The sequence below is a fragment of the Pseudomonas sp. DCB_BI genome, assembly GCF_026240995.1.
Lineage (GTDB): Bacteria > Pseudomonadota > Gammaproteobacteria > Pseudomonadales > Pseudomonadaceae > Aquipseudomonas.
On the sequence record NZ_JAPFCG010000002.1, the window covers coordinates 341,028 to 360,808 of the forward strand.

A 19,781-nucleotide genomic window follows, 5' to 3' on the forward strand; every position below is an offset into this window, starting at 1 on the left:
TTTCGGTGGCGCACCCTGGCGGGTTGCGCCGCCTAATGGAGTGTTTATGGCAGTCAAGGTCCTGGTGGTGGATGATTCCGGTTTCTTCCGCCGCCGCGTCTCGGAAATCCTCTCGGCGGATCCGACGATCCAGGTAGTGGGTACCGCGACCAACGGCAAGGAAGCGATCGACCAGGCGCTGGCGCTCAAGCCCGATGTCATCACCATGGACTACGAAATGCCCATGATGGATGGCATTACCGCGGTGCGGCACATCATGCAACGCTGCCCGACGCCGGTATTGATGTTCTCCTCGCTGACCCATGAAGGCGCCCGGGTCACTCTCGATGCGCTGGATGCCGGCGCGGTGGACTATCTGCCGAAGAACTTCGAGGACATCTCGCGTAACCCCGACAAGGTCAAGCAACTGCTGTGCGAAAAGGTGCATACCATTTCCCGCAGCAACCGCCGGTTTGGCAGCTACAGCAGCCCGGCTCCGGTCGCAGCACCGGCCAGCAGCCACACGCCTGCCAGCAGCTTTGCCAGCCCGACAGCGGCGCGCGCGCCTGTGCCGGCCCGTGCACCCGCCCCGACGGCCACGCCTGCGCACTCGCCGCCGCCCAGGCGCAAGCCCTACAAGCTGGTGGCCATCGGCACGTCCACGGGTGGCCCGGTAGCGCTGCAGCGGGTATTGACCCAGCTGCCGGCCAACTTCCCGGCGCCAATCGTGCTGATCCAGCACATGCCGGCGGCGTTCACCAAGGCCTTTGCCGAACGCCTCGACAAGCTCTGCCGCATCAGCGTCAAGGAAGCCGAGGACGGCGACATGCTGCGCCCGGGCCTGGCCCTGCTGGCGCCTGGTGGCAAGCAGATGATGATCGACGGCCGTGGCACGGTGAAGATCCTGCCGGGTGACGAACGCCTGAACTACAAGCCCTGCGTGGATATCACCTTCGGTTCGGCGGCCAAGTCGTACGGTGACAAGGTGCTGTCGGTGGTGCTCACCGGCATGGGCGCGGATGGCCGCGAAGGCGCACGCCTGCTCAAGCAGGGCGGCAGTACGGTGTGGGCCCAGGATGAAGCCAGCTGCGTGATCTATGGCATGCCCATGGCCATCGTCAAGGCCAACCTGGCCGACGCGGTGTACAGCCTGGACGAAATCGGCAAGCACCTGGTGGAGGCGTGCGTCTGATGGACGTCCTCAGCCTGATTGGTTTGATCCTCGCCTTTGTCGCCATTGTTGGTGGCAACTTCCTTGAAGGTGGCCATGTCGGCGCACTGGTCAATGGCCCGGCGGCGCTGATCGTGCTGGGCGGCACCCTGGCGGCGGCGTTGCTGCAGTCGCCGCTGTCGTCGTTCAAGCGGGCGCTGCAGATACTGCGCTGGATCCTGTTCCCGCCGCGGGTCGACCTGGCGGGCGGCATCGATCGCGTGGTCAACTGGAGCCTGGCGGCACGCAAGGAAGGCCTGCTGGGCCTGGAAGGGGTGGCTGACGCCGAACCTGACCCCTATGCGCGCAAGGGCCTGCAACTGCTGGTGGACGGTGCCGAGCCGGAGGCCATCCGCAGCATCCTCGAAGTCGATTTCCTGACCCAGGAAGGCCGCGACATCCAGGCTGCCAAAGTATTCGAAAGCATGGGCGGCTACGCGCCGACCATCGGCATCATCGGTGCGGTGATGGGCCTGATCCACGTGATGGGCAACCTGGCCGACCCGTCGCAGCTGGGCAACGGCATTGCCGTGGCCTTCGTTGCCACCATCTACGGTGTGGCCAGCGCAAACCTGATACTGCTGCCGATCGCCAACAAGCTCAAGGCCATTGTCATGCGCCAGTCGCGTTACCGCGAGATGCTGCTCGAAGGCCTGCTGTCGATTGCCGAGGGTGAGAACCCGCGCTCGATCGAGCTGAAGCTGCAAGGCTTCATGGAGTAACCCATGCGTCGCCGTCGTCATACCGAGGAACACGAAAACCACGAACGCTGGCTGGTGTCGTACGCCGACTTCATCACCTTGCTGTTCGCCTTTTTCGTGGTGATGTACTCGATTTCCTCGATCAACGAGGGCAAGTACAAGGTCATTTCCCAGGCCTTGCTGGGGGTGTTCAATGACCCTGAACGCGCCGTCAGGCCGATTCCCATCGGCGATGAGCGGCCGTTGACCGTGCGCCCGGCCGAGCCGCTGGTTAAGGACAGCGAGCAGACCGAGGCCGGCCTGGCGGCGACCAATGTCGACCCGCTGAAAACCATCAGTGATGACGTGCGCAATGCCTTTGGCGACTTGATCAACAGCGACCAGATGACGGTGCGCGGCAACGAGCTGTGGATCGAGATCGAGCTCAATTCGTCGTTGCTGTTCGGCAGCGGTGATGCGATGCCCAGCGACAAGGCATTCGCCATCATCGAAAAGGTGGCCAATATTCTCAAGCCGTTCGCCAACCCGGTGCACGTCGAGGGGTTCACTGACAACCTGCCGATCCGTACTGCGCAATACCCGACCAACTGGGAACTGTCATCGGCGCGTGCGGCGAGCATCGTGCGCCTGCTGGCCATGGAAGGGGTTAACCCGGCGCGCATGGCGTCGGTTGGCTATGGCGAGTACCAGCCGGTGGCGGGCAACGACACCGCCGAAGGCCGTGCGCGCAACCGCCGCGTGGTGCTGGTGATTTCCCGCAACCTCGAAGTGCGTCGGAGCCTGACCGGTTCGGGCAGTGCCAATGCTACGCCGGATGCTGCGTTGCGCCGGGCTGGCACACAAAGTGCACCGGCAGTACAAGCAACGGTGGCGAGGCCGTGATAAGTCAATTCCCCGTCGCTGATACGAACACGATTTTGAATGTGCCGCCGCCTGCTGCGGGAGCGGGCATGCGTGAAGTTCTGCGCGTGACTGTTGTATCTACAGCGTCCCTGCCAAATCAATAGATAGAGTTTGCTTGATGAGAGTCTGGGCAGTAGCCAATCAAAAAGGTGGCGTCGGCAAGACCACCACTACCATCGCCCTGGCCGGCCTGCTGGCCGAGGCGGGCAAGCGCGTGGTCGTTGTCGACCTCGACCCGCACGGCTCGATGACCAGCTATTTCGGGCACAACCCGGATGCCCTGGAGCACAGCTGCTACGACTTGTTCCTGCACAAGGGCGCGGTGCCGGAGGGCTTGCCCGGGCAATTGTTGCTGCCCACCAGCGACGAGCGTATTTCGCTGCTGCCATCGAGCACCGCGCTGGCGGTGCTGGAGCGCCAGTCGCCGGGCCAGAATGGCTTGGGCCTGGTGATCGCCAAGAGTCTGGCGCAGTTGTGGCAGGATTTCGACTTCGCCCTGATCGACAGCCCGCCCTTGCTTGGCGTGCTGATGGTCAATGCCCTGGCCGCCAGCCAGCAGTTGGTGATCCCTGTGCAAACCGAATTTCTCGCGGTCAAGGGCCTGGAGCGCATGGTCGGCACCCTGGCCATGGTCAACCGCTCGCGCAAGCAGGCGCTGCCGTACCAGATCGTGCCGACCCTGTTCGACCGCCGCACCCAGGCCTCGTTGGGTACCCTCAAGCAACTGCGCGATAGCTATGGGCAGCAGGTGTGGCAGGGCTACATCCCGGTCGACACGCGCCTGCGCGATGCCAGCCGCAAGGGTGTCACGCCTTCGCAGTTCGATAGCAAGAGCCGCGGGCTGATTGCTTACCGGGCGCTGCTCAAGCACCTGCTGACCTACAAGACTGCAGTGCAGGTAGCCTGATGACCCAGTTTAGACAAACCGGCACCCGGCCGCAGATGGCCCTGCAATCTTACCTTGATGGCCTGCTGCAGGATGCTACCGAGGCTGAGGAGCTGTTCGAGCCGTCGGCAGTGGCAGACGAGTTCGCCGAGGCGGTGCGTGAGGAGCAGGCGCGCGATGCCCACCCAGTGGCCCGTCCTGAGCCTGCCGAAGCGGCTGCCAGCCTTGCCCCGCGGCCATTCGCCGAGCCCAGGCTGGCAGTGCTGCCCCGCGTGATGCCTGTGGAGGCGCCGGTGGTGGCGGTGGTCGAGCAGGAAGTGGTGGCCGAGGCCGCGATTCCGGTGCTGGTCGAAGAACCGACAGCCGAGCCGGCGATGCCGCTGGTCGATGTCCACCTGCCGGCACCCGACATGCCAGTACCACCGGCCAGCGTCGACGGCCGCCCGGTATGGGCGGCCGAGCCGTTCGAATGCCTGCTGTTCGATGTGGCCGGCCTGACCCTGGCAGTGCCTTTGGTGTGCCTGGGTTCGATCTATAACCTGGCCGGCCAGGAGTTGACGCCGCTGTTCGGCCAGCCCGACTGGTTCCTCGGCATCCTGACCTGCCAGGCCGGCAACCTGAAGGTGCTGGACACCGCGCGCTGGGTGATGCCCGACCGCTACCGTGATGATTTTCGCCAGGGCCTGCAATACGTGATTTCCGTGCAGGGCTACGAATGGGGGCTGGCGGTGCATCAGGTCAGCCGCTCGCTGCGCCTGGACCCGTCCGAGATCAAGTGGCGCAGCCAGCGTGGTCAGCGCCCGTGGCTGGCCGGCACGGTGATTGAACACATGTGTGCACTGCTCGACGTCGCGGCACTGGCAGAGCTGATCGCCAGCGGCGCAGTCAAGCAGATGCACGCCAAACAGAAATGACACCGAACACAACCGCCAAACAGCGGATTTAGAGGGCTAGGGGAATGAAAAAGTCGTCTGCACAAGGTTCCGAAGATCCGATCCTGCAGTGGGTTACCTTCCGTCTGGACAACGAGTCCTACGGCATCAATGTGATGCAGGTGCAGGAAGTGCTGCGTTACACCGAGATCGCTCCGGTGCCAGGCGCGCCAAGCTACGTGCTGGGCATCATCAACCTGCGTGGCAACGTGGTGACGGTGATCGACACCCGTCAGCGCTTTGGCCTGATGCCGACCGAAGTGACCGACAACACCCGAATCGTCATCATCGAAGCCGACAAGCAAGTGGTCGGCATCCTGGTCGACAGCGTGGCCGAGGTGGTGTACCTGCGCCAGTCGGAAATCGAGACCGCACCGAACGTGGGTAACGAAGAATCGGCCAAATTCATCCAGGGCGTGTGCAACAAGAATGGCGAGCTGCTGATCCTGGTAGAGCTGGACAAGATGATGACCGAGGAAGAGTGGTCCGAGCTGGAGAACATCTGAGTTGATCCTACAGGTTGCTGTCATCTTCCTGGCGCTGGTGTGGGCGCTGAGCCTGTGGTTTTTCCTCAACTACAGTAAGCGCCAGCGCGAGCTGGCCGCGCAGCAGGCCGAGGGCGATGCGCTGCGTGACCAGCGCATCAAGGACTTGGCCAAGCGCCTGGATGACTACCAGAACGGCACCGTGCGCATGGGTGAGGCCATCCATGAACTGCGTGTGGCGGTGGCTACCCTGCCAGACCGGCTGGAGCGCCTCGAGCAGCGTGACCCGAGCAACGTTACCTTCAGCCAGGCGGCCAAGCTGGTGGGGATGGGAGCGAGCATTGATGAGCTGACCCAGAGCTGCGGCCTGACCCAGGCCGAGGCGGAGCTGATGAGCAAGGTATACCGGGCTCCTTGAGGGGCCCGTTCAGCTCCGCCTGTGCATTTCAGTTGCGAACCCAGGAGTGATTGCCGCCGACGCCGGCAAAACGGTTAAGGGGCAGCAATTGCTTCAGGGCAGCATTGGCCTGCGAGGGGTTGATGAATGGGTAGCTGTTGACGCGTGGCATGATGTGCAGGTTGATGATCTGGCGCAGCGTCCGCAGCCCGGGGAGGTGACGATCGACCACCTCGGTGAGCAGCGCCGGCCCGGTGAGGTGACTGAGCTTGTTGGCGTAGCGGTAGAAACCGCTAGGGTCCTGTTCCAGGCTCGGTCGGCTGTCGTAAAAGTCTGCATGGGTCTGGTAGCGTGCGAGCATTTCATCGGAGATCGCATCCAGCACTGGGTTGCCTGGGTGGCTACCTATGAGGCTGGTGTTGTACAGGCAATTCATGCTCATTTTTTCGTTGCACATCGGCGGTGGCAGTAGCAGCCCGTCGGGTGGGGTGTGCAGCTCGACCTGGTCGATCGTTTCGCCCTTACCGTCCGGCAGCAGGAAATCGTCTACGTCCATGTACAGCCCACCCTCATGGTGCAGCATTCGGTAGCGCAGCACATCCGTCGCTGACGCGTAATTGGTGGCGATGCCACCGTTGCCATCCAGTGCTGCATCGTACTGTGCGTAATAGCGGCTCTGGCGGAAGGCCCGGAAGAAACCCTGCTCTTCAAGCGGCACTACCTGCAGCCCTGGGGCCCGGGCTGCCAGTAGCTTTGCGTTCTGTTCGTAGGCGGTAGGCGAAGCCTTCGACAGAAACAGGCGCATGCTGTACTCACTGTCGCTCAAGCGCGCCGCGTTGGCGGCAAGGTTGGCCAGCAATGGCTCGCCAAGGACTTGGTCGCCGACCCAGAGGCTGGATATGAGTTTTGGGATAGGCGCGCTGTCCGGCGCCCGTGTCGGTATTTGTACCGGCAGGGGCAAGTCAACCCCCAAGGCGCGCAAGGTGCGCGTGCGCATGGCGTCGGTTACCGGCCGGGGCATGTCGAGCGCCACCAGGTCACGGCTGTTGGGGACTGCGACGTAGGCTTGCGGATCGACCTCGTTGACGTCGTCCTTGAGGATGAACGCATCCCGCTCCATGTCATAGGCCACCCGCGCGTTGTAGGTTTCGATGCTGCATTCCAGGTCGTCCAGTTCGCCATCGTAGTGGGGCAACCGTATCACCGCGCCGGCAACATGCGGGTCGGCGTCATCAAGGGGTGCAATGGGGTCGTGGTTGTGGAAGTACTGCGCGCCTTCCGGCTCTGGAAGCCGCGGTGGGCTGGTCGGGCTCAACGGGTAGCCGAGCTGCCCGTTGACTTCACGCGGCATGACAAAACCATCGCTTTTGAACTCGAACAGGGCCTTGATGCCTGCTGTACCCTCCGTTGCCAGCGGTACGGCGTTGAACAGCCCCCAGGCAATGTCGCCCACCCCGTCCTGTTTGGCTTTCAGGCTGTGGCCGTTGATCACCTGGTCCAGGCCCAGGCCCAATTGGGCGATGCCACCGAGCGCCAGCAGTGGCGCGAGCCCTGGCACCACCAGGCACAACGGCGCCAGCAGGTTGAGCGTATTGGCGAGGTAGCCTCGCCATCTGGCTTTGGTAACCTGGCTATCGGTGGTGATGACAAAATCAGCATCGTCGTAGCTGCGCTGGCGCTGCCGTTCGGTCAAGGCTGTAAAGATATCCCCGGTCAGTTTGGGGTTGTATTTGCCAGGTTTGTAATTCACATAGGTTCTGGGTGGCCAGACGCCGTCATCGTTGAAATAACCATGTTCAGGTGGCAGGCGGTGCCGGTCCGGATAGTCGCCCAGGCCCTCGAGCGCGGTGTCCAGGCCACTGAAGTCGAGGCCTTGAGGGCGGTCGGCGAGCCTAAAGTGTTGTTTGAGTGCCTCGCGTCGGGCGGGGTCCTTGCACTGATCGCCCACCCAGTCCTTGAGCAGGTTCTCGCTTTCGAATTCGAGGAAGGGCGAGCTGTTACCTGGCATGTACAGCAGGGTCAGGTCGCTGTGGGGGGCGTTGATGTACAGCAGGTCGGTGGCCGCATAGCCATAGATGCTCAGCGTGCTCACCCGTATCTTGAAGCGCTGCGCGATCATGCCGGCGGCTTGCCAGGCCAGCTCCCTGGCGGCATCGCTTAGGCGGCCCTGGCTGACCTGGGCGTTGCAGGCGGCGATGAAATTGAGCTTGCAGGCCAGGCGGTGGTTGTCGTGGTGTTGCTGCCAGTACGTGTCGAGCATGGCTTTGAACGGCCCGTGAAAATCCAGCGCTTCGATGAAACGCTGGAACGCTTCAGCCGGTACCTGAACGTGGGTGGAAGCATCGTAACGGGCAGGGGCCGATCGCAGGAACAGGCCGTTGTACACTTCGAAAGCGGCGCCCTGATGGCCAAAGCCCAGCGCTGGCAGGCGATCGACCAGCTTCAATGGCCCTTCTGGGAAGGTGCCTGCCCAAGGGTTGGCGAACAGCGCACCGATGAGGTTGTTGTCGGACTCCCCTTGCCAGTTGCCCAGCAGCGCCTGGGTCATGTTCTGGGTTTGCTGTACCGCTGCCACATAGCCTTGCTCATCCGGCCGGTAGTGCAGGGTGACCACATCGATGCGATCGGGGTCGACATCCACACCTTGCCCGGCAAGCCACTGCCGGATCAATCGGTTGGCTTCACGGTCCGGGCGCGGGATGTTGGCCAGATGGTCTACTACGAACTGCACGCCTTGGGCGTTGATTCTGCTGTGGGTCATGACGGTCACCTTGTTCGTGGAAGGCTGACAAGGTTGGGCGCATGGTGGGTTGGCGGGTGGTAGATAGCTACCGGCCGGTGCCAGGCAGCAGGGGCAATGGTGCGGTGATATCGCGCTCTGAAGGCGTCGAATCATCGAAGCCGGCGGGTACCTTGCCGCGCAGTTGCCAGGCGAAGGCGATGATTTCGGCAATGGTCAGGTACAGCGCCTCGGGTATTTGATCGCCGAGCTCCAACCGCGCCAGCAGGCGCACCAGTTCGGCGTTTTCGTAGATCGGCACTTCGTGTTCGCGGGCGAGCGCAAGGATGGCCTCGGCCAGTTCCGCGTCGCCCTTGGCGGTGACGGTCGGTGCCTGATGGCCGTCGTAGGTCAGCGCGATGGCTTGGCGTGGTGTCGTGTCGCTCATGCGGTTTCGTCCACCCAGCGTTGTTCCATTCGTGTGCGTGGTCCCTGGGGCGGGATGCCCTGGTGGCACTCCAGGTCGCCAACTTCCAGGCCTTGGGCCAGCAGGCGCTCGCGCAGCGCGCCAAGCTGGGCGTCGATCAACCGCGCGGTCTGCTCGCGCTCCGCCCACAGCTGCCCACTCAGGCGGCCCTGGCTCAGTTGCGCCTGTACCTGCAGGGGGCCGAGCGGGGACAGGTCGAAGGCCAGCTCGATGCGCCACAGGGCTTGCCTGGGCTCTTGGGCTCCATGTTGGCGATCGGCCTTTTGTTGTGGGGTTTCTTCGCGCTGCAGTTTGACTTGCAGGGGGATGAAGTCCTGGCCGTGGCGGATCGGCACTTCGGTTTGCCAGGTGGTTTGCAGGTTGCCGTTTTCCAGCGTGCCGGACTGCTGCAGGCTGCTCAGGGTGTGGCTCTGCAGGCGCGAGATGGCGGCAGCCGCCAGGCGCAGCAGTTGCTGCAGGTCACCTTCGTCCTCCATGGCCTGCAACAGCCGCGAGGGCAGCGGGAACGCCCCGGGCGGTGTTCGTGGGCTGACCCTGTCGAGCATGCCCAGCGCATTGCGGGCCATGGCCGGCACGGCCTGGGCAAGGGTGGCGGAGGCGATCATCGGGTTGCTCGGCGCATTCGCCGAGGCCTGGGCCACCAACCGCACCAGTTGCGCCTTGAGGTCGCTGGCTACACCGGCGCCGAGGCCGCCGAGCAGCTTGGCTTCCAGGAAAGCCCCGCTGTTGCTCAGGGCCTGGGCGAGTGCTTTGCCGTCGCTGAGCTGGCGCGCATCCGGCAGGCTGGCCAGAAGGCTGTTGGCGCTACTGCGCAGTTCGCCGTCACTGCTTGCGCTGCTGGCCAGCTGCTGCAGGGCATTGAGCAGGCCGGGCAAGGACGCTTGGCGACCTTGCTGAGTGAGCAGTTGCTGGGCGATATTCAACTGCTCCTGGCGCCCGCTCAGGGGCACGAAGCGCAGCGACTGGTCGCCTTGCACCAGGGCGCTGAGCAGGCTGCCGACTGGCAGCGGGCGAGGGCTGTCGATGGTTAGCGTGGCGCCGGCCTGGGCCGTGTTGAGCAGGCTGACCAGTGAGCGAAAACTGGCCGCTTGCCCTGGGGGCTGCGACAACGGCTGGTTGGTCAGGACTTTTCCTTGCAGCAGAGTGCCCGGCGGGACCTTGCGGGTGTCGAGCTGGGTCAGTGTGGCGACATTGTCGGCGCTGGCCTGCTGTACCATCAACGCCAGGCGGTTGCTTTCTGGTTGGCTGATAGTGATCTGGCTGCCTTGTGCAATCGGCTGGCTGGCACTGGCCTGCACCTGGATCTGTGCGCCGTTGGCCTGAGTCACCTGTAGCAGCAATTGGAAGGTGCTGCCGGTCTGACGCAAGGTAAGGACCTCGGCCTGCGCCGTCTCACCAGGTTGCAGCAGGCCGGGTTGGGCCTGGGCCAGTTTCAACAACTCACCTACCATTGCGGCCTTGACCGTCTGGTGAACGATGGCGGTTGATGCGTTGAGGCCATTGATGTCAGTCATTGGTGGCTAGATCGCAGTTTTCGAGCGGGGGAGGCCAGGCGGCGACCCCACGGGGGCTGGAGCATTCTTGACAGGATAACGGCAGCAAGATCGATGACTTGAGGTGTTTCCTGGGAAAATGACGCTGGGTCATGCTCCGTTGTATAGCTCGATCAGTTCATTCACGTTGAACTGGGTCGGGATCACGATCCAACACCAGTACCATCTTGCTTCATCAGGTTCGATGGCCGCCAGCACCGTCAAGCGTGTCGCCGGGTTTTCGGAAAGGATGACGACGCCCTGCTGGTCGACTGTTCCTTCCCCTGCGAGAAACATCCAGTCAATGATGGCGGGATCGACCATCACTGGGTCCGTCTCTCCACGCGGCCGATAGAACATGGATAAGCGCAAGTTGCCCTGATGTTCTTCGACTTTGAAGTAGTGGGTTGGGGTGGCATTCAGCACGGCATGGTGGCAAAGCAACGCCTCTGGGCCCAGTCTGCATTCCAGCGTGTCGACACTGACCGGAGGCTTCGGGCTGGTTTCTTTCAGAACACAGGGGGCATCGGTTTTACCGGCTTCGTAGCCCTTGGTCGCGTCGAGAACAGGCGGAACGTAATACCAGTGGTCATCCCTATTTTCCAAGGTCCCCACTGCGGGTTGGCGCAGTACCCAGGTAGCCAGATCGGTGGGAGGGAATACCTCCAGAGCAGAGGCCTGGCCACCCTCGTGGTGTTCCAGAAAAAGAGGGTTGGCACCATATTCCGTGCGCTGGCTGGCGTTACTCCCGAGAACTGAATCCGGATATCGTGTGTAAATGCCCAAACTTTCATCATCGACACCGGTAAAGGCATCAACCAGCATCTGTGAATCGACCAAACCTCCGACCATCAGGTCGCACAGGTACTCGACACCTTCCCAGCCGAAACCTGCCTTACGCAGAGCACCAGGCGAGAACAGTGCTGTAGCCAGGTACGGAAGCGGCCATGGAAACACGAGATTTTTGGTAACGATGAGGTATTTCTGCCCGGCAGTCCCCGATAGCGCGGGCGTAGCGTTGGGTGCGGCGACATGCACCGATGTTTGATGGTTGTCTGCGCCGTGTGCAGACGGGCGTATGAAAAGGTTCAAGGGTTGCACGTTGGCAAAGGGCCCACCCGTTTTCAGCGTGAATGTCTGGTCCGGGGCCTGACGCAGGTGCATGGCCAAGCCACGCGCAGCCTCCTCGTCACGATTGTTGCCGTGCGCATCGCTGAAAAAGATGCGGGGGTGGTAGCCCCAGCTGAGGCACAGTTCACCGCCCTGCTTGAGGCATCCGCTGTTTTCAACTGCGTAGACTTCAATATTGAGATGCAGGTCCGCGCTGGGATAATGCGTGATCTTGAAAGGGAGTCGCAGACCATCGCCATAGGGACGCGACAGTTCCATTTCAGTGCGCGCGTTGATGGGCTCACGAATGGTCAGCTTGGCGTCCTCCAGCGGCTCTTTGCCGATGATCAGGCGGCCGCGGCCGAGCGTCGTGGAAACGGCTCGCCAGGTTCTTCCTGGGGTAATGGTGTCGATGCCGTTGATCACCTTGTCTGGCCAGTCGTGCTGTAGCGCCTGGAGCCTGGCCAGAAGCACGTTGAGTGTATCGGTGTCGTAGGTGACGATCGCCATGCTGCCGCCGAGGAAGCTTCCTTGCGCAGCACTGGTGATCGCCCAAGCGATGACGTCATCTGCGGTCTGCTGTATGCCCAAGCTCATGTCGTATTTCCAGTCAGTGGTCAAATACAAGCATGGCCAGGTCAAATCACTGGAACTACTGGCAGATTTATCAGGGCTGGGCGGGTCGCGGCGGTTTACGGTCCGAGCGCTGTTATTGATTTAAGGCATGATTGTATACAACCATGTGAATCTACCCTTGGCAGCGCTGCCACGCGTGTAATAATGCTGGCCGCCTTTCTCGACCAGAAGCGACCGCAGGCAAATGCACCCACCATCCGTTCAATTTGGATAAGGCGAATCCGTGACCTTTCACCTCCAAGCCGCAGGTCTGGCCTGCGAGCGCGACTGGCGCCTGCTGTTCGAACAGCTCGATTTCGAGCTGGGCGCCGGCGACATGCTGCAGATCAGCGGCCCCAACGGCAGTGGCAAGACCAGCCTGTTGCGGCTGCTGGCCGGGCTGATGCAGCCGACGGCCGGGCAGATCCTGTTGGGTGGCAAGCCACTGGCCGAGCAACGCCATGCCCTGGCCAGCATCCTGCTGTGGATCGGCCACGCTGCTGGCATCAAGGACCTGCTGACCGCCGAGGAAAACCTCACCTGGCTGTGCGCCCTGCACCAGCCGGCCAGCCGCGAGGCAATCTGGGCGGCGCTGGCGGCGGTCGGTTTGCGCGGTTTCGAAGACGTACCCTGCCATACCCTGTCGGCCGGCCAGCAGCGCCGCGTGGCCCTGGCCCGGCTGCACCTGGCCGGCCCGCCGCTGTGGATTCTCGACGAGCCGTTCACGGCCCTCGACAAGCAGGGCGTGGCGCAACTTGAAGCGCACCTGGCGGCCCACTGCGAGCAGGGCGGCACGGTAGTGCTGACTACCCACCACACGCTGGAACGCAAGCCCTCCGGTTACCGTGAACTGAACCTGGGGCAATGGGCGGCATGAGCGTATTCATCCTGTTGTTGCGCCGCGAGGCGCGCCTGTTGTTCCGCCGCCCGGCCGAACTGGCCAACCCGCTGGTATTCTTCGCCATCGTCGTGGCCATGTTCCCGCTGGCGGTAGGCCCGGAAAGCCAATTGTTGCAAACCTTGTCGCCGGGGTTGGTCTGGGTGGCCGCGTTGCTGGCGGTGCTGCTGTCGCTGGATGGCCTGTTCCGCAGTGATTTCGAGGACGGCTCGCTGGAACAGTGGGTGCTGTCGCCGCACCCGCTGGCGCTGCTGGTGCTGGCCAAGGTGCTGGCGCACTGGATCTTTTCCGGCTTGGCACTGGTATTGTTGGCGCCACTGCTGGCACTGATGCTGGGGCTGCCCAGCCATTGCCTGCCGGTGCTGCTCGGCTCGCTGCTGTTAGGCACACCGGTATTGAGCCTGCTGGGCGCGGTGGGCGCGGCGCTGACAGTCGGTCTGAAGCGTGGTGGTTTGTTACTGGCGTTGCTGATTCTGCCGTTGTATATCCCTGTATTGATCCTGGGCAGTGGTGCGTTGCAGGCGGCGTTGCAAAATATGCCGGCAACCGGCCACCTGCTCTGGCTCGCCAGCCTCACGGCCCTGGCCGTGACCCTGGCACCCTTTGCGATAGCGGCCGGCCTGAAGATCAGCGTTGGCGAATAACGAGTCCCGGGCTCTCAAGCCCGGCAAATACCCTGGATGTACCCTGATGAAAATAAGCTGGACGTGGTTCCACAAGCTGGGCTCCCCGAAATGGTTCTATGCCATCAGCGGCCGCATGCTGCCGTGGCTGGCCGGCGCCGCCGTGATCCTGTTGCTGGTCGGCATTACCTGGGGGTTGGCTTTCGCCCCGCAGGATTACCAGCAAGGCAACAGCTTCCGCATCATCTATATCCATGTCCCGGCGGCGATGCTGGCGCAGTCCTGCTACGTGCTGCTGGCCGTGGCCGGGGTGGTGGGGCTGGTGTGGAAGATGAAACTGGCCGACGTCGCCCTGCAATGTGCCGCGCCGATCGGCGCCTGGATGACGGCCGTGGCATTGGTCACCGGTGCCATCTGGGGCAAGCCGACCTGGGGCAGCTGGTGGGTCTGGGATGCCCGCCTTACGTCCATGCTTATCCTGCTGTTCCTGTACTTCGGCATCATTGCGTTGGGCCAGGCGATCAGTAATCGTGACAGTGCGGCCAAGGCCTGCGCAGTGCTGGCGATAGTCGGCGTGGTGAACATCCCGATCATCAAATACTCGGTGGAGTGGTGGAACACCCTGCACCAGGGCGCCACGTTCACCCTTACCGAAAAGCCGGCAATGCCGGCCGAAATGTGGCTGCCGCTGTTGTGCACGGCACTGGGTTTCTACTGTTTCTTCGGCGCCGTGCTGCTGCTGCGCATGCGCCTTGAAGTACTCAAGCGCGAAGCACGCGCCAGTTGGGTCAGGGACGAAGTATTGAACAGCCTGGGGCGGAGGGCCGCGCAATGAGCTTTGCCACCTTCGGCGACTTTCTCGCCATGGGTCACCATGGTTTGTACGTGTGGTCGGCCTATGGTATCTGCCTGGCAGTGCTGGCGCTGAATGTCGGTACGCCACTGCTGGCTCGTCGTCGCTATTTGCAAGAAGAGGCGCGCCGCTTGCGCCGGGAGAACAACCAGTGAATCCGCAGCGCAAGAAACGCCTGTTGCTCATCGTCGGCCTGCTGGTCGGCGTCGGGGTTGCCGTCGGCTTTGCCTTGAGCGCATTGCAGCAGAATATCAACCTGTTCTATACACCGACCCAGATCGCCAACGGCGAAGCCCCGCTGGACACGCGCATTCGCGCTGGCGGCATGGTCGAGAAAGGCTCGGTGCAGCGTTCGTCCGACTCGCTGGATGTGCGCTTCGTGGTCACTGACTTCAACAAGTCGGTGCCGATCACCTACCGGGGCATCCTGCCCGACCTGTTCCGCGAAGGGCAGGGCATCGTCGCCCTTGGCAAGCTGAATGCCGAAGGCGTGGTAGTGGCTGATGAAGTGCTGGCCAAACACGACGAGAAATACATGCCGCCCGAGGTCACCAAGGCGCTGAAGGAAAGCGGCCAGGCCGCTGCCGGCGGGGAGGCCAAGCCATGAATGCTGCGCTGGTGATCCCCGAGCTGGGCCAGTTGGCGATGATCCTGGCCATCTGCTTCGCCGCCGTGCAGGCCAGTGTGCCGTTGCTGGGCGCCTGGCGCGGCGACAGCCTGTGGATGAGCCTGGCACGGCCGGCAGCCTGGGGGCAGTTCGCCTTCCTGGCGTTTGCCTTCGCCTGCCTGACCCATGCCTTCATGACCGACAATTTCTCGGTCGCCTATGTTGCCAGCAATTCCAACAGCGCCTTGCCCTGGTACTTCAAGTTCAGCGCGGTGTGGGGCGCCCACGAAGGCTCGTTGCTGCTGTGGGCGCTGATCCTCGGCGGCTGGACCTTTGCCGTGTCGGTGTTCTCGCGGCAGTTGCCGCAGGTGATGCTGGCCCGGGTGCTGGCGGTGATGGGCATGATCAGCGTGGGCTTCCTGAGCTTCCTGATCATTACCTCCAACCCCTTCCAGCGCCTGCTGCCGCAAGTGCCGACCGATGGCCGCGACCTCAACCCGCTGTTGCAGGACTTTGGCCTGATCGTGCACCCGCCGATGCTGTACATGGGCTACGTGGGCTTCTCGGTAGCCTTCGCTTTTGCCATCGCCGCCTTGCTCGGCGGCCGGCTGGACGCTGCCTGGGCGCGCTGGTCGCGGCCGTGGACCATTGTCGCCTGGGCCTTCCTTGGCGTGGGCATCACTCTCGGTTCGTGGTGGGCCTACTATGAGCTGGGCTGGGGGGGCTGGTGGTTCTGGGACCCGGTGGAAAACGCCTCGTTCATGCCCTGGCTGGTGGGTACGGCGCTGATCCACTCGCTGGCGGTGACCGAAAAGCGCGGGGTGTTCAAGAGCTGGACCGTACTGCTGGCGATTGCCGCGTTCTCGCTTAGCCTGCTGGGCACCTTCCTGGTGCGCTCCGGTGTGCTGACCTCGGTGCACGCGTTTGCCGCCGACCCGTCGCGGGGCATTTTCATCCTGATCTTCCTGCTGTTCGTGGTGGGTGGCTCGCTCACGCTGTTTGCCCTGCGCGCGCCGGTGGTCAAGAGCCAGGTCGGCTTTGCCCTGTGGTCGCGTGAAACGCTGTTGCTGGCCAACAACCTGGTGCTGGTGGTGGCCGCCTCGATGATTCTGCTTGGCACTTTGTACCCGCTGGTGCTCGACGCGCTGACCGGGGCCAAGCTGTCGGTCGGCCCGCCGTACTTCGACGCCTTGTTCCTGCCGCTGATGGCGCTGCTGATGGTGGTGCTGAGCATTGGCGTGGTGGTGCGCTGGAAGGACACGCCGGGTCAATGGTTGGTCAGCATGATGACGCCGGTGCTGATCGGCAGTGCGATCCTTGCCCCGCTGGCCGGCTTTATCGTCGACGACTTCGACTGGCCTACCCTGACCGCCTTCGCCCTGGCCGCCTGGGTGGTGCTCGGCGGCCTGCGCGACATCTTCGACAAGACCCGCCACAAGGGCCTGGTCAAGGGCTTGCCTGGCCTGGGCCGTAGCTACTGGGGCATGCAGCTGGCGCACCTGGGCCTGGCCGTGTGTGCGCTGGGTGTTGTGCTTTCGAGTAACAACAGCGCCGAGCGGGACCTGCGCATGGCCCCGGGGGAAAGCGTGGAGCTGGGCGGGTATCACTTCCTGTTCGAGGGTGCCAGGCACTTCGAGGGGCCGAACTTCATCTCTGACAAGGGCACCATCGTGGTCAGCCGTGAGGGCCGTGAGGTGACCACCCTGCACCCGGAAAAACGCCTGTACACCGTGCAGCAGTCGATGATGACCGAAGCCGGCATCGATGCCGGCTTCACGCGTGACCTGTACGTTGCCCTCGGCGAGCCGCTGGAAAACGGTGCCTGGGCGGTGCGCGTGCATATCAAGCCTTATGTCCGCTGGATCTGGCTGGGTGGTCTGTTGACTGGCCTGGGCGGATTGCTGGCGGCCCTGGACCGGCGCTACCGCGTCAAAGTCAAGACCCGGGTGCGTGATGCGCTGGGCGTGTCTGGAGCAGCTGCATGAAGCGTTGGATCATGGTAGTCCCCCTGGCAGTGTTCCTGCTGGTGGCGGTGTTCCTCTACAAGGGGCTGTTCCTCAAGCCCGACGAGCTGCCTTCGGCAATGATCGGCAAAGCGTTCCCCGCATTTTCCCTGGCATCGACCCAGGGCGACCGGACCTTGACCCAGGCCGACTTGCAGGGCCGCCCGGCACTGGTCAACGTGTGGGCCACCTGGTGCCCGTCGTGCAAGGTCGAGCACCCGTACCTGAACCAGTTGGCGCAGCAGGGGGTGGTAATCCACGGGGTCAACTACAAGGATGACAACGCCGCTGCGCAGAAGTGGCTGGCCGAGTTTCACAACCCGTACCAGCTGGACATCCGTGACGAGCAAGGCAGCCTGGGCCTGGACCTTGGCGTGTACGGCGCGCCGGAAACCTTCCTGATCGATGCCAAGGGCATCATCCGTTACAAGCATGTGGGCATCGTCGATGCCACCGTTTGGCGTGAACAGCTGGCACCGCTGTACCAGGGCCTGGTTGACGAGGCCAAGCCATGAAGCGCTGGCTGGCAGCTGCCGTGCTGGGCATGAGCCTGGCCGGTGTGGCCAAGGCGGCCATCGACACCTACCAGTTCCGCGACGAGGCTGAACGTGAGCGCTACCAGCAACTGACCAAGGAACTGCGCTGCCCCAAGTGCCAGAACCAGGACATTGCCGATTCCAACGCCCCCATTGCTGCGGACTTGCGTCGGGAAATCTTCCGCATGCTTGGCGAGGGCAAGAACAACGAGCAGATTGTTGATTTCATGGTCGACCGCTATGGCGACTTCGTGCGCTACAAGCCGGCGCTCAGCGGGCGTACCTGGCTGCTGTGGTTCGGCCCGGGGCTCCTGTTGGCCGGTGGTTTCGTGGTGTTGGCGGTGATTGTGCGCCGACGTCGAGGCACCGCCGTGCAGGGCGCCAACGAGTTGTCTGCCGAAGAACGCGAGCGTCTCGCCAAACTGCTGGAAAAAGAACAGACCCATGATTGAATTCTGGCTTAGCGCGGGCCTGCTGTTGCTCGCCGCCCTCAGCTTCTTGCTGATCCCGATCCTGCGTGGCCGTCGTCGCCAGCCGGAAGAAGACCGTACTGCCCTGAACGTGGCCCTGTACCAGGAACGCGTCGCCGAGCTTGCCGCCCAGCAGGCCGCCGGCGTACTGGACGAAGCGCAGATGACCAAGGGCCGCGACGAAGCCGCCCGCGAGCTGCTGGCCGATACCGAGGGTGCAGACACCCAGCGCCAAGGCCATCTGGGCAAGGCCCTGCCGCTGCTGGCGGCTGTATTGGTGCCACTGATGGCGTTGGGGCTTTACCTGCATTTTGGTGCAGCCGACAAGGTGGAGCTGACCCAGGAGTTTGCCCAAGCGCCGAAGTCGATGGAAGAAATGACCACGCGGTTGGAGCGCGTGGTGCAGGCCCAGCCTGATTCGGCCGAGGCCCTGTACTTCCTGGGGCGCGCCTACATGGCCGAGCAGCGTCCGGCTGATGCGGCACGTACCTTCGAACGTGCCGTGGCCTTGGCCGGTCGCCAGCCAGAGCTGTTGGGGCAGTGGGCGCAGGCGCTGTATTTTGCTGCTGACAAGCAGTGGAGCCCGCAGGTGCAGGGCCTGACTGACGAAGCGCTGAAGGCCGACCCCAATGAAGTCACCAGCCTGGGCCTGCGCGGTATCGCGGCCTTCGAGGGTGAGCGTTACCAGGAAGCCATCGATTACTGGAAGCGCCTGTTGGCGCAGTTGCCGGAAGGCGATGCTTCGCGTGCGGCCCTGCAGGGCGGCATCGACCGTGCTGCCGAGCGTTTGGGCGGGGCGCCAGCTGGGGCTGGCGAGCCTGCGCCAGTGGCGGCGCGCCTGAAGGTGCGTGTGGAGCTGGCGGCGGCGTTGAAGGACAAGGTCAAACCGGACGATACGGTGTTCATCTTCGCCCGTGCCAGCAAGGGGCCGCCGATGCCGTTGGCGGCCAAGCGGGTAACGGTGGCGCAGTTGCCGATCGAGGTGGAATTGTCGGATGCGGATGCGATGATGCCGCAGATGAAACTGTCCGACTTTGCCGAAGTCCAACTGGTTGCACGTGTTTCGCGTGCGGCCCAGCCGACCCATGGTGAATGGATCGGTCAAGGTACGCCACTGCCGAGCGCGACCCAGGCCATGCAGCACCTGACCATCGACAGCCCCGACCCGTAAGAGAAGAATGCCATGCACAGCACCGTCCGCCTGACCCTGATCACCCTGGCCTTGGGTTTGTCTGCGTGTACGGTGCAGCAGCCGTATGAACAGCCCGAACCACCGATCGAGCGGGTGCCGCCGCAGGGGCCGGTGGTCAAGCCCTTGCCGGGCGGGCAGCCGTCCACTCAGCCGAGCAAGCCAGCGGCGATTCCCAAGCCCATGCCGCGTACGTCGGCCAGCTTTGCGCCGCCGCCTGGCGGGGCTAGCCACTGGGACCCGAAACTGGGTGTCTACGTGCTGGAGAAGCAGCCGAATACCTTTTACCGGCAGCGTACCTATTACCGGTTTGACAACGGCTGGAGCTGGTCGCTGAGCCCGAATGGGCCTTGGCAGGAGACTGACAGCAGCGGGGTTCCTGGTGGTTTGGGGCGTGCATTCGGGCAATAACTGCGAAGCTGTATCTCGCTCTCGCTCTCGCTCTCGCTCTCGCTCTCGCTCTCGCTCTCGCTCTCGCTCTCGCTCCGCTTTTGATTTTGCTTCTAAGCGCGCGATAACTCAGGCGACACAGATTGCGACTTCAGTAGGCCGAGCGAAGGGCATGCGGAGGGAGGTGACGGGCATGGATGCCCGTCAAGCGCTGAGGCCCCATGGATGGGGCCTTCGGCGCGTACTCCCGGGAGCA

21 protein-coding genes are annotated in these 19,781 nt (G+C 63.3%); 17 read left to right on the forward strand and 4 right to left on the reverse strand.

The features are described from left to right. Positions 1 to 46 precede the first annotated feature (46 nt). From OO258_RS03890 to OO258_RS03920, 7 genes are all read left to right on the forward strand, one after another. Positions 47 to 1,171, forward strand: a complete 1,125-nt coding sequence (locus tag OO258_RS03890) for a protein-glutamate methylesterase/protein-glutamine glutaminase (RefSeq protein WP_266028922.1) — start codon at positions 47 to 49, stop codon at positions 1,169 to 1,171. Next, positions 1,171 to 1,911, forward strand: coding sequence for a flagellar motor protein (locus OO258_RS03895; RefSeq protein ID WP_266028923.1), 741 nt, complete (start codon positions 1,171 to 1,173; stop codon positions 1,909 to 1,911). Before OO258_RS03890 ends, OO258_RS03895 begins: the two co-directional genes overlap by 1 nt. Positions 1,912 to 1,914: 3 nt before the next feature. Further along, positions 1,915 to 2,772 carry a flagellar motor protein MotD gene (gene motD / locus OO258_RS03900; protein ID WP_266028924.1) on the forward strand — a complete coding sequence of 286 codons (858 nt, stop codon included), beginning with the start codon at positions 1,915 to 1,917 and terminating at the stop codon, positions 2,770 to 2,772. Positions 2,773 to 2,911: 139 nt separating this feature from the next. Next, positions 2,912 to 3,700, forward strand: coding sequence for a ParA family protein (locus OO258_RS03905; RefSeq protein ID WP_266028925.1), 789 nt, complete (start codon positions 2,912 to 2,914; stop codon positions 3,698 to 3,700). Continuing rightward, positions 3,700 to 4,593, forward strand: a complete 894-nt coding sequence (locus OO258_RS03910; protein WP_266028926.1) for a CheW domain-containing protein — start codon at positions 3,700 to 3,702, stop codon at positions 4,591 to 4,593. Before OO258_RS03905 ends, OO258_RS03910 begins: the two co-directional genes overlap by 1 nt. Positions 4,594 to 4,637: 44 nt before the next feature. Beyond that, on the forward strand, positions 4,638 to 5,117 hold the full coding sequence (locus OO258_RS03915; RefSeq protein ID WP_003254393.1) for a chemotaxis protein CheW: 480 nt from the start codon (positions 4,638 to 4,640) through the stop codon (positions 5,115 to 5,117). 1 nt (position 5,118) lies between these two features. Further along, the gene (locus OO258_RS03920; RefSeq protein WP_266028927.1) at positions 5,119 to 5,514 is read left to right on the forward strand and encodes a DUF2802 domain-containing protein; all 396 of its coding nucleotides are present in this window, start codon (positions 5,119 to 5,121) and stop codon (positions 5,512 to 5,514) included. 28 nt (positions 5,515 to 5,542) lie between these two features. Here the strand turns inward: OO258_RS03920 and OO258_RS03925 are convergent, their stop codons facing one another. The 4 genes from OO258_RS03925 to OO258_RS03940 form a co-directional block, all read right to left on the reverse strand. After that, positions 5,543 to 8,254 (reverse strand): dermonecrotic toxin domain-containing protein, encoded by a 2,712-nt coding sequence (locus tag OO258_RS03925; RefSeq protein WP_266028928.1) that lies wholly within the window; start codon positions 8,252 to 8,254, stop codon positions 5,543 to 5,545. A 67-nt stretch (positions 8,255 to 8,321) separates the two neighbouring features. Further along, on the reverse strand, positions 8,322 to 8,660 hold the full coding sequence (locus OO258_RS03930) for an EscU/YscU/HrcU family type III secretion system export apparatus switch protein (RefSeq protein WP_266028929.1): 339 nt from the start codon (positions 8,658 to 8,660) through the stop codon (positions 8,322 to 8,324). Further along, entirely contained in the window at positions 8,657 to 10,213 is a 1,557-nt protein-coding gene (locus OO258_RS03935; protein ID WP_266028930.1) for a flagellar hook-length control protein FliK, read from the reverse strand. Before OO258_RS03935 ends, OO258_RS03930 begins: the two co-directional genes overlap by 4 nt. Positions 10,214 to 10,342: 129 nt before the next feature. Continuing rightward, complete coding sequence (locus tag OO258_RS03940; protein ID WP_266028931.1) at positions 10,343 to 11,938, reverse strand: hypothetical protein; 1,596 nt, start codon at positions 11,936 to 11,938, stop codon at positions 10,343 to 10,345. A gap of 262 nt (positions 11,939 to 12,200) precedes the next feature. Here OO258_RS03940 and ccmA point away from each other — a divergent pair, with 262 nt between their 5' ends. From ccmA to OO258_RS03990, 10 genes are read left to right on the forward strand one after another with little or no spacing between them, the layout of a single operon-like run. Then, on the forward strand, positions 12,201 to 12,833 hold the full coding sequence (gene ccmA, locus OO258_RS03945) for a cytochrome c biogenesis heme-transporting ATPase CcmA (protein WP_266028932.1): 633 nt from the start codon (positions 12,201 to 12,203) through the stop codon (positions 12,831 to 12,833). Next, complete coding sequence (gene ccmB, locus OO258_RS03950) at positions 12,830 to 13,498, forward strand: heme exporter protein CcmB (RefSeq protein ID WP_012051653.1); 669 nt, start codon at positions 12,830 to 12,832, stop codon at positions 13,496 to 13,498. The genes ccmA and ccmB overlap by 4 nt, the downstream gene beginning before the upstream one ends. Before the next feature lie 46 nt (positions 13,499 to 13,544). Continuing rightward, positions 13,545 to 14,312, forward strand: coding sequence for a heme ABC transporter permease (locus OO258_RS03955; protein WP_110747177.1), 768 nt, complete (start codon positions 13,545 to 13,547; stop codon positions 14,310 to 14,312). After that, the gene (gene ccmD, locus OO258_RS03960) at positions 14,309 to 14,485 is read left to right on the forward strand and encodes a heme exporter protein CcmD (protein WP_266028933.1); all 177 of its coding nucleotides are present in this window, start codon (positions 14,309 to 14,311) and stop codon (positions 14,483 to 14,485) included. The genes OO258_RS03955 and ccmD overlap by 4 nt, the downstream gene beginning before the upstream one ends. Further along, positions 14,482 to 14,937: a cytochrome c maturation protein CcmE gene (gene ccmE / locus OO258_RS03965; protein ID WP_051100801.1), complete on the forward strand. Its 456-nt coding sequence runs from the start codon at positions 14,482 to 14,484 to the stop codon at positions 14,935 to 14,937. Before ccmD ends, ccmE begins: the two co-directional genes overlap by 4 nt. An 11-nt stretch (positions 14,938 to 14,948) precedes the next feature. After that, positions 14,949 to 16,922: a heme lyase CcmF/NrfE family subunit gene (locus OO258_RS03970; protein ID WP_266028945.1), complete on the forward strand. Its 1,974-nt coding sequence runs from the start codon at positions 14,949 to 14,951 to the stop codon at positions 16,920 to 16,922. Beyond that, the gene (locus OO258_RS03975) at positions 16,919 to 17,455 is read left to right on the forward strand and encodes a DsbE family thiol:disulfide interchange protein (RefSeq protein ID WP_266028934.1); all 537 of its coding nucleotides are present in this window, start codon (positions 16,919 to 16,921) and stop codon (positions 17,453 to 17,455) included. The genes OO258_RS03970 and OO258_RS03975 overlap by 4 nt, the downstream gene beginning before the upstream one ends. Continuing rightward, entirely contained in the window at positions 17,452 to 17,928 is a 477-nt protein-coding gene (locus OO258_RS03980; protein WP_266028935.1) for a cytochrome c-type biogenesis protein, read from the forward strand. The genes OO258_RS03975 and OO258_RS03980 overlap by 4 nt, the downstream gene beginning before the upstream one ends. Next, complete coding sequence (gene ccmI / locus OO258_RS03985; protein ID WP_266028936.1) at positions 17,921 to 19,117, forward strand: c-type cytochrome biogenesis protein CcmI; 1,197 nt, start codon at positions 17,921 to 17,923, stop codon at positions 19,115 to 19,117. The genes OO258_RS03980 and ccmI overlap by 8 nt, the downstream gene beginning before the upstream one ends. Positions 19,118 to 19,129: 12 nt before the next feature. Next, entirely contained in the window at positions 19,130 to 19,546 is a 417-nt protein-coding gene (locus OO258_RS03990) for a hypothetical protein (RefSeq protein ID WP_110747167.1), read from the forward strand. Positions 19,547 to 19,781 lie beyond the last annotated feature (235 nt).